The sequence below is a fragment of the Neoalteromonas flava genome, from assembly GCF_002807685.1.
Taxonomy (GTDB): Bacteria; Pseudomonadota; Gammaproteobacteria; order Enterobacterales; family Alteromonadaceae; genus Alteromonas_E; species Alteromonas_E flava.
Map to the genome: position 1 here is coordinate 777014 of NZ_PEAX01000003.1, position 15266 is coordinate 792279.

At 44.4% G+C, this 15266-nt stretch carries 8 protein-coding genes; all 8 read right to left on the reverse strand.

Annotation, left to right across the window (positions count from 1 at the left end; genetic code table 11):
- Nucleotides 1-19 precede the first annotated feature (19 nt).
- Entirely contained in the window at nt 20-1963 is a 1944-nt protein-coding gene (uup, locus tag CSH92_RS09510; RefSeq protein ID WP_100657351.1) for an ATP-binding cassette ATPase Uup, read from the reverse strand.
- Nucleotides 1960-2190, reverse strand: a complete 231-nt coding sequence (locus CSH92_RS09515; protein ID WP_100657507.1) for a glutaredoxin family protein — start codon at nt 2188-2190, stop codon at nt 1960-1962. The genes uup and CSH92_RS09515 overlap by 4 nt, the downstream gene beginning before the upstream one ends.
- Nucleotides 2187-4292: a bifunctional 23S rRNA (guanine(2069)-N(7))-methyltransferase RlmK/23S rRNA (guanine(2445)-N(2))-methyltransferase RlmL gene (rlmKL, locus tag CSH92_RS09520; protein ID WP_100657352.1), complete on the reverse strand. Its 2106-nt coding sequence runs from the start codon at nt 4290-4292 to the stop codon at nt 2187-2189. Before rlmKL ends, CSH92_RS09515 begins: the two co-directional genes overlap by 4 nt.
- A gap of 33 nt (nt 4293-4325) precedes the next feature.
- Complete coding sequence (pyrD, locus tag CSH92_RS09525) at nt 4326-5333, reverse strand: quinone-dependent dihydroorotate dehydrogenase (protein WP_100657353.1); 1008 nt, start codon at nt 5331-5333, stop codon at nt 4326-4328.
- A 65-nt stretch (nt 5334-5398) separates the two neighbouring features.
- Nucleotides 5399-10246 carry an NAD-glutamate dehydrogenase gene (locus CSH92_RS09530; protein WP_100657354.1) on the reverse strand — a complete coding sequence of 1616 codons (4848 nt, stop codon included), beginning with the start codon at nt 10244-10246 and terminating at the stop codon, nt 5399-5401.
- 213 nt (nt 10247-10459) lie between these two features.
- Nucleotides 10460-12784: an efflux RND transporter permease subunit gene (locus CSH92_RS09535; protein ID WP_100657355.1), complete on the reverse strand. Its 2325-nt coding sequence runs from the start codon at nt 12782-12784 to the stop codon at nt 10460-10462.
- 8 nt (nt 12785-12792) lie between these two features.
- On the reverse strand, nt 12793-13818 hold the full coding sequence (locus tag CSH92_RS09540) for a WD40/YVTN/BNR-like repeat-containing protein (RefSeq protein ID WP_100657508.1): 1026 nt from the start codon (nt 13816-13818) through the stop codon (nt 12793-12795).
- Between the two features lie 71 nt (nt 13819-13889).
- Complete coding sequence (locus CSH92_RS09545) at nt 13890-15257, reverse strand: DUF1329 domain-containing protein (RefSeq protein WP_100657509.1); 1368 nt, start codon at nt 15255-15257, stop codon at nt 13890-13892.
- Nucleotides 15258-15266 lie beyond the last annotated feature (9 nt).

The window sequence follows — 15266 nt, forward strand, 5'->3', positions numbered from 1 at the left end:
TAATTGTCCTGTTTCTAATTTATTCTAGCGCACTTTCTAGTTCATCCCAGCGTTCAAACGCAGCTTCCAATTGCCGTTCAATGTCGGCTAATTGCTCAAGCGCTGGCGTTGTTTGCTCCGTGGGTTGATTAAAAAATTCGGGGTCATTTATGCGCAGTTGTAATTGCGCCTGCTGATCCTCTAAGTCCTGAATTAACGCAGGCAACGCATCTAGTTCACGTTGATCTTTGTATGATAACTTTTTCGAGCGTTGGGGAGAAGTCTCGCGTTTAATTCCGTCGTTATGACCAGATTGCGATTTATTAGTTTCATTCTGTGCAGATTTTTTCTGTTGTAAGGTTGTAGACCCTTTACCAGCAGATACATTATTAGCGTACCACTCCTGCACATCGGTGTAGCCACCGACAAATTCGACAATCTCACCCTGCCCCGCAAAAAATAAGCTACTGGTAACGACGTTATCCACAAACTCGCGGTCATGGCTAACCAAAATCAGGGTACCTGCATACTCGACCAATAGAGATTCAAGTAGCTCAAGTGTCTCAACATCAAGATCATTGGTTGGTTCGTCTAAGATCAGCACGTTACTAGGCTTAAGCATCAAACGGGCAAGTACGAGGCGATTCTTTTCACCACCCGACAGTGCGCGCACAGGAACATTGGCACGTTCCGGTGAAAACAAATAATCCTGTAAATAGCTCATTACATGGCGTGGTTGGCCATTAACAATGAGATCGCGTTTGCCGTCACCAACACTGTCGATTACGGTTTTATCCAGATCTAACACACTGCGGTGCTGATCAAAGTAGGCAATTTCTAGATTTACTCCCTGTTGCACCTGACCAGACTGTGGTTGTAGTTCACCAAGCAACAGTTTAATTAGTGTACTCTTACCACACCCATTAGGACCAATGATTGCTACTTTATCACCGCGTTGAATATTGACGTTTAAGCCTTTTACAATAGTTTTGTTTTCAATGCTGTAATGTAAATCAGACGCTTCAAATACCCGTTTACCCGAGCGATTACTGATGTTTTGTGACAGCGTCGCCTGACCGACTACTTTGCGGCGAGCTTTGTATTCTTCACGCAAGGCTTTTAGTGCTCTGACACGACCTTCATTGCGCGTCCGTCGAGCCTTTATTCCCTGCCTGATCCACACTTCCTCTTTGGCAAGCTTTTTATCGAACTCGGCTTGATGGCGAGCTTCAATTTCGAGATCTTCAGCTTTCTTTACTAAATAATTTGCGTAGTCACCGTCGTAGCTGGTCAGGTTGCCGCGATCAAGATCGATAATTCGCGTGGCAAGATTGCGTATAAACGCTCTGTCGTGACTAATAAATACTATCGCCCCATTGAACGCTTTAAGATGCTGTTCTAACCATTGTATCATCTCAATATCCAAATGGTTAGTTGGCTCATCAAGCAACAAAACATCTGGTCCACCAACTAAAGCACGAGCTAAAGCTGCCTTACGCCGCCAGCCACCTGAGAGAGACGCTAACGATTGCGCCCCGTCCAACCCTAACATGGTTAATACATTGGCAATCTGTTGTTCTAATTGCCAAGCGTCTTTTGCTTCAAGAGTTTCTTGTAAACGTTGTAATTTATTTAATGCAGCATCTGTGGCCGAGTCACTTACGACTTGTAATTGCTTAAAGTATTCGCGTAGTACCTCTCCTGCATCACTTAAGCCTTCGGCAACATAATCGAATAGTGTTACGTCAACGCTTTCTGGTGGATCTTGCGGTAAACGTGCAATTTTCACTTCACTGTTGACGACACGAACGCCATCGTCTAACTGAACGTCATTAGATAGGATCTTCATTAACGTCGATTTACCGCTACCATTGCGCCCGACGATACAAACACGCTCTTTGGACTGCAGGGTGAATTCGACATTATCAAGTAACGGCGGTGTGCCAAAGAGCACCGAAGCCTGCTTTAACTGTAATAAACTCATGCTAAAAACTGTTCTAGTTCAGATTGGTCAAATGGCCAAAGTAACTCGCTTAAGTTGTCTTCTCTGCGCAGTACTGGGATCAAAACGGCATAGCGGTGATACAAATCATGATCGTCACGAATGTTCTTTTTTTCAATCACTAAATCACTGCGTTCAACTGCTTTTAGCAACTTATACGCATCATCACACAAATGGCAACCAGGGCCGGTCATAAGAGTTACTTTCATCGCGATAAAATCCAACATTGGTGGATTTTCGGATTACGCTTAAAATCATCCGGAATGGTTTTTGCAGAAATATTGTCAATAGCCAACCCGAGTGCAATGAGCGCTTGGTCATCAAGCCGGAAACTGCGTAGGTTATTGGAAAATACTATTTTACCATCAGGATTCAAACACTTAACGGCATGAGTTAAGAGCGCCACGTGATCACGTTGCACATCCCAAGTGCTCTGCATACGTTTCGAATTTGAAAACGATGGTGGATCGATGAAAATCAAATCGTATTTACGTTGATGCTGGGTCAACCACTGCACACAGTCTGCCTGAACAAATTCATAGGCTCCGCTTAATCCATTTAGGCGAAAATTGTCTTTCGCCCATTGTAAATAGGTCTTCGACATGTCCACCGTGGTTATGCTGCGGGCACCGTGCATTGCGGCATACACTGATACACTGCCAGTGTAGGCAAATAAATTTAACACATCTTTACCACGCGCCATTTGCCCTACTTGCAGACGAGTTTTACGGTGATCAAGAAACAAACCACAGTCTAAATAATCGGTTGGATTAACGTAAAACTTGGCGCCCTGCTCGTGCACGGTTATGCGATTTGCTTGCGAATCCACTTTATCGTACTGAGCACTACCTTTTTGTTGACTTCGCACTTTGACAGCGATTTTTTTCGGGTCTACACCTGTCAACGCGGGTAACTGGATGATGATATCACTTAAACGGCGCTTTGCTTTCTCAGCAGGAATATCTTTGGGTGGCGCGTACTCTTGTACAATTAACCAATCGTCATAGACATCAATAGCTACGTTGTAATCCGGTAAGTCGGCATCATACAAGCGATACGCATTGGTATTGGCCTGTTTAGCAACGCGTTGCATCTGTTTGATATTCTTACGTAGGCGATTGGCAAACTCTTCACTACCTTGACTCGCTCGCGTTTTGAGGTTTTCCTCATCGAGATAAAAATTGACCAGTTTGCATTCTAACTTACCATTCATCAGCGCATACTCTTGCTTCGCACGAAGCTTAAGTTGGCGCAGTAAATCACGCTCAGATGTAAGCAAACTAATATGCCAGTTCTGATAATTGGCTTTTAAATGCTCACCCCAACGATTGAATAATGGAACTAGTTCAGCCAAGTCACTTAAGCGCTCACCATAGGGGGGATTTGCAACAATGTAGCCCGCTTGCGGTGGTGTGATCTGTAATTGGGTCGCATCCTGACGAGTAAACTCAATGAGCTCAAACACTCCGGCCTGATTGGCGTTCTTTTTAGCAATTGCAATCAAATTTTGCTGGCTATCATTGGCAATGATCCTGCCGGTATGCTCACGCACAGACTGCTTTGCATGATCAATTAGCGAATTCCACAGACGTTCGTCATGCTGAGTCCACGCGGTAAATCCCCAGCGTTGTCGTAAAAGTCCCGGCGCCCGATTACTCGCAATCATGGCAGCTTCTATCGCTATCGTGCCTGAACCGCACATGGGATCGAGCATTGTCGCTTGCTGGTCATTTACCCAACCAGAACGATACAAGATTGCTGCCGCGACGTGTTCTTTTAACGGTGCTTCCCCGGTTTCTGTACGATAACCCCGTTGATGTAAACTGCCGCCAGATAAATCAATGCCGATAACCACTCGATCACGCCATAAGCGAGCCTGAATAATAAAATCAGGGGCATTTTTATCCACATTAGGACGTGCTAACCCCGCTTCTGTAAAGCTATCAACGACCGCATCCTTGACACGCTGAGCTGCAAACTGACTGTTTTTGAGCGCGCGATTAGTACCACTGAAATTAATTAGAAATCCAGAACGCGTCGAAAATTGCTCACTCCATGCCACACCGTAAGCTGTTTCATAAAGCTGTTCGGCATTATCGGCAGGCCCTTCCGCTAAGACCCAAATAACACGATTGGCGAGCCGTGACCATAAACATAAACGATAAGCGTCCGCTAACGTGGCATCAACAATCACTTGACCCGGTTTAATACGCGCATTGAGATCTGGACACAAGGTTTCTACTTCTTGCTTTAACAATTCATCCAAACCACGACTGGTAGTAAGGATCACCGTATTCGTTATGTTCGTCATAGTTCTGACTGCCTTATCGGTGAATACTTGGGTTTAGAGTGCATTGATAACATCTTTGATTAATTTTGGACCTTGATAAATCATTGCAGAATAAATTTGAACTAATGAGGCGCCAGCTGCTAGTCGGTCCTTAGCTGCCTGCGGGCTATCAATTCCACCGACACCAATGATTGGCATCCGACCTTCTAATACGTCAGCAAGTACCCGCGTGACATGCAAACTTTTATCCGTCAGTACTGAACCCGACAAACCGCCGGCTTCATCCGCATGGGTTAATCCAACAACAGACTGGCGATCAAGAGTGGTGTTAGTCGCGATCACTCCGTCTAATTCGGCGCGTAACAATGCCTGTGCGATTTCGCGGATTTCAGGATCCGTCAGATCAGGGGCAATCTTTACCACTAACGGTTTATATTGAGCATATTGATCAGCTAATTCAGTCTGACGTTGCTTTAACCCACTTAACAGTTGATCAAGTGCCTCACCATATTGGAGGTTACGCAGGCCTGGGGTATTCGGAGAAGAAATATTAACCGTGATATAATCAGCAATCGGATATGCTTTATTCAATCCAATAAGATAATCGTCTAACGCTCGCTCTTCTGGCGTTTGTTTATTTTTGCCAATATTGATCCCGACGATCCCTTCGTATTTGGCTGCTTTAACCCGATCAATAAGGTAATCAACACCTTTATTGTTAAAACCCATTCGATTAATAATCGCGTGCTTTTCCGGAATTCTAAACAAACGTGGCTTATCGTTGCCCGGCTGTGCCACTGGCGTTACGGTGCCTACCTCAACAAAACCGAACCCCATAGCGCCAAATGCGTCCACGCATTCGCCATTTTTGTCTAAACCCGCGGCTAAACCTACAGGGTTTTTGAACTTCAACCCCATAACTGAAACCGGTTTATTATTGACTGTCTGGGAATAGGTACAACGTAAAAGATTAGACTGTGAATACTTTAACCAGTTAATCGTTAGATCGTGTGCCTTCTCTGGATCACAATTGAGTAATGCCGTTTGTACGAGTCCGTACATAGTATTTCAAACCTCATAACAAAACGCCTCGCATTGCGAGGCGTTTTTTTCACAATGGAGGTATTTTAATGGTTTGCCTTAACGCTTAACAGCATCAATTCACGTAAAGCGACAGAAAACTTCGCAAAATCATGGGTTGTGCTGGTTTTAAACTCAGACATCATGTGATACCAACGATGCAGTAACACTTCATTGGCATCCATCCACTGTTTTAAGATAACCTCTGCTTGCTTCTCATTTGGCGCATTTAACAATAGCGAGTTAGCAATTGAGCGTTGTTGCCAATCGAGTTCCTCACGGTAAGACGCGCGCGCGAGCGCCTGCCAGTGGTTACTGACGGACTGATTGTTGATCTGTTCTAGGAACCAATGCAGTTCCAGCTTGGAGCCCAATTGGTAGTAAAGCTTAGCCGCTACTGCGTTACCACGCTTGTCGGTTTGCGCGATCTGTGCCAAATCCAACGCACAGAACATATTACTGAAGCTTGCTACTGAGCGCGCTATTGCCTCAGGTACGCCATTTTTAATCAACTTATCCGCAGCACGTTCAACTTGCGCATATTCTTCTGGTACAAGGTATTCAGACAGATTGTCACGCAAGTCTTTATAAACATCACTGTATTGCGCAATCGCTTCTTCAATGCCCAACGCTTTATTGCCGTGGCGCAAATACCAGCGCGAAGCACGGCGAATCGTCCGTCGTGCTTGCTCTAGCATTGCCAACTGAACATCAGCGGGAACTTGATTGTCCAAACGCTCTATTTCACGCCACAGATCACCAATACCAAAAATGGATTTAACCACTGAATAAGCAATCGCTACTTCAGCAACGGTTGCTCCTGTTTCTTCTTGGATCCTAAACATATAGTTTAGGCCCATGTCGTTTACGATTTCATTGGTCAATTTCGTTGCAATGATCTCACTACGCAGCGGGTGATTCTGCATTTGTTTAGCGAATTTCTTGCGTAAGACTGCAGGGAACGCGTTAAGCAACAGACGATCGTAGTACGGGTTGTCGGTGATCTCTGGTGTATTCAACTCATCTTTTAACACCATCTTGCCATAAGCAATCAGCACCGATAGTTCCGGACGAGTGAATCCACGATCCGAGGCTAAACGATCAGATACTTCATCGTCGTTAGGGATAAACTCTAATTCTCGATTGAGTGAACCTTCGCGCTCCAAACCATGAATAAAGCGCAATTGCTCTTTGATCAAGCTCGCGCCAGCCCGCTCCGTAATCGAGATTGACAATGTCTGACGATAACAATCTTCGATTACGATGTTGGCGACATCATCCGTCATGTCATATAGCAACTTGTTACGCTGTTTAATCGTAAGTTCACCGTCATTAACCAATGCATTAAGCAGGATCTTAATATTGACTTCGTTATCCGAGCAATCTACCCCGCCCACGTTGTCAATAAAGTCGGTATTAACGCGACCGCCAGTGCCTGCGAACTCGACGCGACCGAGTTGGGTAAGACCGAGGTTGCCACCTTCGCCGACAATTTTGACGCGTAAATCTTTACCGTTAACGCGTAAGGAATCATTTGCACGGTCACCCACCTCACTATGACTTTCCTTACTGCCTTTAACGTAGGTACCAATTCCACCGTTCCAAAGTAAATCAACTTCCATTTTGAGAATGTTATGGATTAATTCATTGGGTGGCATCGCATTCTGCCGTGTACCCAACCACTTCTTCATCTCGGGTGTTAACTTGATAGATTTAGCCGAACGCTCAAAGATACCACCGCCTTTTGAAATCAAACTGCGGTCATAGTCATCCCAAGACAAACTCGGATTTTCGAATAATCGCTTACGTTCCTGATAGGTTTTCGCTGCATCTGGGTCAGGGTCAAAGAAAATATGCATGTGATTAAACGCGGCGATAATACGTGTATGCTCTGATAACAACATACCGTTACCGAACACATCACCTGCCATGTCACCAATGCCGATACAGGTAAAATCGGTCGTCTGGCAGTCAATTCCTATTTCACGGAAATGACGCTTAACCGATTCCCAAGCACCGCGGGCTGTGATCCCCATTTTCTTATGGTCGTAGCCAATGCTGCCACCAGAGGCAAACGCATCACCTAACCAAAAGCCATATTCTTCAGAAATACCGTTGGCGATATCAGAGAAGGTGGCTGTACCTTTATCGGCAGCGACAACCAAATAGGGGTCATCCTCATCCAACCGCACGACATCTTTGGGGTGCACAATGTTACCGTCAACAATGTTATCGGTAATATCCAACAGGCTGCGAATAAAGGTTCGATAACACGCTTGTCCGGCTTCGAAAATCGCCTGACGGCCTTGGTCAGTCGGTAGGTTTTTGCATACGAAACCACCTTTTGCTCCCACCGGAACAATAACCGTATTCTTAACTTGCTGCGCTTTAACCAAGCCTAAAATTTCTGTCCTGAAGTCTTCTTGACGATCCGACCAACGCAGACCACCACGAGCAACCTTGCCTCCTCGCAAGTGAACACCTTCCACTTCAGGTGAATACACGAAGATTTCAAACTTCGGTAACGGTAAAGGCATATCCGGAATATTTTCCGGCAGCATCTTAAAGGACACATAAGCCTTAGGATTACCTTGCTGATCCTTTTGATAAAAATTGGTACGTAGTGTTGCCTTAATCAAGTCCAAATAACGCCGAATAATCCGGTCATCATCTAGGTTGGAAACATTATCTAAATGCTTTTCGATATCTGCCAGGATCGTTTCTGCTTTTTTAGCATTGCGTTTGATCCCTGGATTAAATTGCTGCTCAAAGTAATTTACCAAGCATTCGGCAATCAGAGGGTAAGCGGCTAGCGTGCTGGCAATATAATCATGACTGAATGATGAACCTATTTGCTTCATGTATTTAGCATAAGCGCGCAGGATCGTTACATTTCGGCCCGGCAAATTCGCCCCAAGAATTAAACGGTTAAAGCCATCATCTTCTAGTTGATTATTCCAAACCTGTGAAAATGCGTGCTGGAATAATGCTTGTGCGGTTTCCATATCAAAATCTTGCACGCGCTTGTGTAACATTTTGAAATCCATGATCCAATTAACGTTACCCTCTGCACAGGTCACTCTAAATGGGCTTTCATCTATTACCCGCAGACCAAAATTTTCCAACATCGGCAATACGTCGGACAAATGGATAGGCTCGTCTTTGTGGAATAATTTTAATTTAACTACATCACTATTGGATGGCTCTTCTTGCGGACGATAGAACAACATGTCGAGCTTATTGTCATTAGATAACAACTCAAGCCGTTCTATATCAACAAGTGCTGCACTGGGTAGATTGGATTCCGTGTAACTGCGCGAAAAGGCATTTGCATAACGTTGCTGCAGCGCCTTACCTGCGGCCTCACCATGTGCTGATACGATTGCATTGGCCAAGCGGTCATTCCACGTCTTGGTAAGCTCGATAATATTATTTTCAATTTCCTTCACATCGTATTCCACATTGTTATCTTTCACGCGCGCAATGTAATGCGTACGCGCATACACAGATTCTGAGAAATACGTGGTAAATTCTACGTCTTCCTCACTACCGAAAGCCTGCTTTAACAGGGCTTGAGTTTCTTTACGTAACTGGGTGTTATATTTTTCCCGCGGTACGAAAACCATACAAGAGATAAACCGCCCAAAGATTTCCTTACGCATAAACAAACGAGTAATACCACGTTCTTGCATTTGGAAAATACCAAGTATGATATTGGTAAGCTCGGCGTCTGTGCTTTGCAGAATCTCATCGCGCGGATAGGTTTCAATAATATTGACGAACGCTTTAAACGCATGCGTTCCAGGCTCAAGACCAGACAAACTACAAATCCGTTCAATCTTTTCTCTCAGTACAGGGATTTGCGTTGCACTACTGTTATAGAAAGAAGCAGAATATAATCCGATAAAACGATGTTCACCAATCACATCACCTTTATCATTAAATTCTTTTATCCCAACATAATCCATATGAGCTGGACGATGCACGCGCGAGCGAGTGTTGGTTTTGGTTAAGATGAATGGATTTTGACTCAACGCGGCTTTTTGTGCACTAGCCGCCATTTTTGATATCAGGCGGTCTCGATCAGTCTGCGAGTTTTTCATCAAGCCAAGACTCGATGAATTCTCTGGCACCCAACGGTGGTCGCCTTTAATCGCTTTTACCTCGTAATAGCGATATCCCATCAGGGTAAAGTTATGATCCGCCAACCACTCAAGAAATGTTAGGGCTTGTTTTTTTGCATCAGCATTGGCTATCCCTGCTTTATCGGTATCAATCAGCTTTATCACTGTATCTAAGCGATCACGCATGGGTTGCCAATCATTCACAGCTAACGACACTTCATCAACAACGGAGTGCAGTTCATTAGTCAATTGCTTGATGGCGCTTTGCGAATTTTGTCGGTCAATTTCAATAAGAAATACGGTCTGTTTGATAACGCCTGCCGTTTTACGCTTGGGCGGATTATCTAAAAACTCTACAACGTTCTTGTTGTCATCGCGCTTGATTGTGATGGGACTGTGCAGTAACAAGTGTGCAGAAATTTCCATGCGATTAAGTGCCATGCGCACTGAATCGACCAAAAACGGCATATCATTTACGATGATTTCAACAATCGTATGGCTGCTACGCCAACCGTGTTTGGCAATCTCCGGGTTAAACACGCGGATGGTTGGCTCGGCTGAATCGAAGCGCTCAAATTGATGCCAAAGACTCAATGCAGCTCCGTAGAGATCACTGTCATTGCGATCGTCTAAGTCATCAGCTGCCATGTTAGAGTAAAGGCGTTGAGCAAACTGTTTAACTAGTTGAGAAAAAGCCGCATCGACGTTCTTGTCGATCATTTTGTATACATTTTCGAGGAGTACAGAGTGAGGCTTTGTGGCGAATGTCATTCGTTAACCTTTATTATTGTCATCGCTATCGCGAGATCGTGTTTAAATACAACGCATTAGGCGCCTATTTTCACTAAATCTCCACGCTTTGAAAAGCGATAATTTAACGATTAATTTACACTTTAGATAAGTATTCAAATTAAGCAATAAAAAAGGGCATATTATGCCCTTTTCATACTTATTTATGCGTAAATTACTGGTCTAACCTTTAGACTAACAATTCTTACTGCGATTAAACCAAAGCAAACGCGCTATTGCAGGCAACACAACAATGGCACCAAGCATATTAACCACAAACATGAAGGTGAGTAATATCCCCATGTCCATTTGGAATTTCAGCGCCGAGAATACCCAAGTACTGACACCAACTGCTAGCGTAATACCGGTAAATAACACCGCACTTCCCCGCTCTTTCAGAGCATCTAAATAGGCGTCCTCAACTGAAGCGCCTTGCTTCAATCGCGCACTCATTGTCGATAAAATGTAAATTCCGTAATCGACGCCAATCCCCACACCTAATGCAATTACCGGCAATGTGGATACGGTTAGTCCGATTTCTAACAGTGTCATTAATGCTTGTGCCAACACTGAAACAACATACAGAGGGATCACAACAGACAAGGTTGAGCGCAGCGACCTGAAACTCAGCAAGCACAGTAAAATAACCGCACCAAACACATACAGCATCATAGGATCTTGCGCAGCATCAACCGCTTCGTTAGTTGCGGCCATAACCCCTACTGGACCAGATGCAAGCTTAAACTTCAGTGTATCAGTCTCAAACTCAGCACCATAGGCTTTAACAGCATCAACCACTCGTGAAATCGTTTCTGCTTTGTGATCTTGCATAAATAAAATCACAGGCATAACTGAACAGTCGCCATTAAGTAATCCGGACGACGTTGGAACACGAGAAATCGCCTGAACAAGAGTTTGCTGGTTACGCGGTAAAATTTGCCATTTTATATTGCCTTCGTTATAGCCAGCATTAACGATTTTCGCTACTGAAGCCAAAGAAACCGTTGATTGCACGCCCGGCACATTCTCCATCCGCCATTGGAAATCATCAATCGCATTCATCACTTCATAAGACGTACATGCTTCAGGTAAGGTTTCGACAATAACCGAAATGTAGTCAACGGTGATTTCATAGCGATCGGTAATCAAAAAGGTGTCTTGATTGTACCGACTGTACTCATGCAACGCTGGAGCACCAGCATGCAAGTCGCCGATTTTCATATTTTGCGATTGGATGTAGCCAAGTACAAATAACAAACCGGTCACTAATACGATTACAATCGCAGTCCCTTTCTTGGAACACGAAGCAACCGCATTCCAGAAGCGCTCTGAACGATTTTCTTTGCCGGCGAACTTGCGCTTGTAATTATCGTCTAGTTTTAAGTACGACATCAGGACTGGTAATAGCACCAAGTTGGTGAAGATAATGACTGCTACTCCCATACTGGCCGTTATCGCTAGCTCACGAATAATACCGATATCAATCACCAGCAACGTCATAAAACCAACGGTATCTGAAAGCAGCGCAATGCCACCGGGGATCAGCAGTACGCGGAACGCATCTTTTGCGGCTTCGAACACCGATAAACCAGCGACAACATCTTTACCGACTGCATTGATCATTTGCACACCGTGAGATACACCGATTGCAAAGACCAGGAATGGCACTAATATCGACATTGGGTCCAAACCGAAACCTAACACCGTCAACAAGCCTAATTGCCAGATCACAGCGATAATTGAACACAGCAAGGGTAAAAATGTCAGCATTAATGATTTACAGAAGAAGTAAACCATGAATGCGGTTATCACAATGGCAATGGCAAAGAACAACAGTACGTCCTTAGCACCATCGGCCACGTCACCAATCATTTTGGCGAAACCAATAATATGGATAGAAATTTTGTCACTTTCGTATTGACCGCGAAGCTTATCTTCAAGCTCTGCCGCAATTGACAGCGTATCCAACGGCTGCCCAGTTTCAGGGTCGATATCAAGTAATTGGGCCGTAACCATGGCACAGCTATAATCGTCTGATACCTGGCGCCCAACGATTTTTGCTTTTTCAATATTGGCTGCAACTAATTGCAATGCTTCTTGATTATTGGAATTAAAATCTGCTGGGATCACTGGACCGCCTGCGAATCCGCCTTCTACGATTTCAGTGAATCGAGTGGACGGCGCAAACAGCGAAATTACCAGTGAACGGTCAACACCGTTAATAAAAAAGAGTTGGTCGTGAACATTCTTTAACGTGTCAAAAAAGTGGGTATTAAAGATATCACCGCTCGTATCACACACAGAAACCAGAATATTATTCGCACCACCAAAATCTTTGCGATGCTCCATGTAAGTCTTCATGTATTCATGGTTAAGTGGAATATTTTTTTCAAAACCGGCATCGAGCTTTAATTGCGTAGCGCTATACAACAATCCTAATGTGATTAAAGAAAACAAGGCAATAACAACCTTCCGGTTGTTAAAAACGAGGCGTTCTAAAAAGTGGCTGATCGTCGACATAAAGCGTCCTACTTCAGGTTAAGCGGCTGCAATCCATCCGCTGTAACAGCGATAAATTGCTGATTATTAGTGACTACTGTTGCGATGGCGCTTTTGGTATTTAGCTGTTGATATTCAACACCATTGTCACCGCAAGAGGCGTTTAAATTTGTACGTAATTTAGGCACGTCAACAGATAAAATGGCACCGTTATTACCGACAATTAGTAGCTCATTCTTATTCACTTCTACAATTGAGTTCAATGTCGCAGTAGTACAACTGTTAACCGAACGCCATTGTCCATCTTCATTCAGTACATACACTGCACCACGCAATCCGGCAGCAATCTTAAAATCATCGCTCATAGGATGAATATCAAAAAAAGAACCTGCATAGTCTAAAGGGTAACGGTTCCAGGAGCGCCCTCGGTCGTCACTCCAGGCCAATAAGCCCATTTCGCCAGCCGCGTAGACCTTGTTATTAAATTCATAGACTCGATTTATGTGAGGCAAAATTGAATTCAGTTCTTGAACATAAAATGCCTCGTCCTCGGCACGAATTTCTTCGAGATACTCAATATCCAGCGGGTTTAATAACGTTGCATGCTGTTCAGACTGCCAACTTTCGCCACCATTGGTTGTGCGATAAAACAAACCGTAGGCGCCAACCGCAATCCCTTCCTGAGGAGTGAAAAAAAGAATATCTAGGATAGGACGTTCTAACTCGGGCTCATTGAGTTGTATCGTCCATGTACTTCCTTTGTCAGGCGTGTACATGATGGTTGCATCATGGCCTGCAACGAAGATGCCATCACTGGCAATGTCAACTGAGGTTAGTGTTGTTGCTAATGGTAAAGAAACTTGCTCATATTCACTGCTTTGCGCTGCGGAAACTAATACATGTCCACGCTCGCCAACCACAACAGAGAACTGTTTACTGGCAGCATCAAGTAACAACGAATTTTCTACAAGAGGAGCCTTAAAAGTATCAGCCTGCGAAAAGATGCTGACTTGCAGCACACAACTAGCCAAAAGAACAAAACGTTTTCTTATCATAATCAACCACTTATAAAAAAAAGCGGTTGGTGCTACCGAAATAGCACCAACCGCTCTAGTTTGCACGATTATTAACGCTTACCTTCGCGACGCAGTGCCGAAGCCGTAAACTCTTTTTCATCTGGACGGATGGTGAAATCATACATTTTTTCTTCATTATCCAATCCTATGGCTAAGTAACGACGCGAGTTAAGGTCATGGTATACATCAAGCGTAGACCAATGTGTCGGAACATCATAATAATTTACACCATATGCTAACCCGACGCGATAAAGTTCGCCACGATTATCATACATATCAGCAACATGGATCTGCCAGCTGTCTTCATCAATAAAGAACACACGCTTCTGATATACATGGCGGAATTCAGGCTTCAATGTCGCCTCAACGACCCACACGCGGTGCTTCTCAAAACGAGTTAAATCAGGATTAACGTGATTTGGCGTTAAGATATCCGCATAGCTAGATTTATCACTGTGCAGTTTGTAGTTGTTGTACGCAATATACATCTCCTGCTTACCCTTTAACTCCCAGTTATAACGGTTTGGTGAACCGTTGAACATATCGAAGTCATCAGTGGTACGTAGGCCATCAGCTGCAGTTCCTGGAGTATCGTAGGCAATATTTGGCGCTAAGCGCACACGGCGTTGCCCCGTGTTGTATGTCCAAGCCTTACGAGGCTCTTTAATTTGATCAACCGTCTCATGGACTAACAATGCAGTACCCGCCAAACGCGCAGGTTTGGTCACTTGTTGCTTAAACATAAACAAGATGTTTTGTTCGAGTAACTCTTCCGGAGTAACACCCGGACGCGCGTAGTTAATCAATAACTCTTCGTCAAAACCGATGACGTTATAGTCACCACTGGCAGTAACTGCCGCCTGACCACCAAAACGAGCAACCGCTTCCCCACGATAACGCAGAATGTGATTCCAGATTGCTTCTAAACCGTCTTGTGGAATTGGAAAAGGAATCCCAATTGCGGCGCCTTTAAGCCCATTACCACCGTCAAGAAGCTCTGCGCGCGTTGCGTTTGCTTTAGTTGCGTCATAAATCGCTTGCGGATTAGATGCGGTGCGACGTGTTTGATATACCGGCATACGGTAAGTTTCCGGGTAAGTTGCAAACATTTTCTTCTGGCCTTCACTCAGAAGGTCAGCATACTCTTGATAGTTTGCCGCGGTAATTTCAAATAATGGCTTATCTTCAGGGAACGGATCGATATGGAAGCCGCCTGGAACAAAACCAGCAGGTGCAGTTGTAATACCACCATCCCACGCAGGAATTGAGCCATCAGCATTGCCTGCTTTTTCAGCACCTAACGGAGTTAAAGAAGCGCCTAATTTCGCTGCTTCGTCAGCACTAACTTTGGCTAGCGCAGCTTGACTCGATAGCGCTAAAGCCATTGCGGCTGCCAGCATTCCAAATTTTTTCATCATCATACTTCT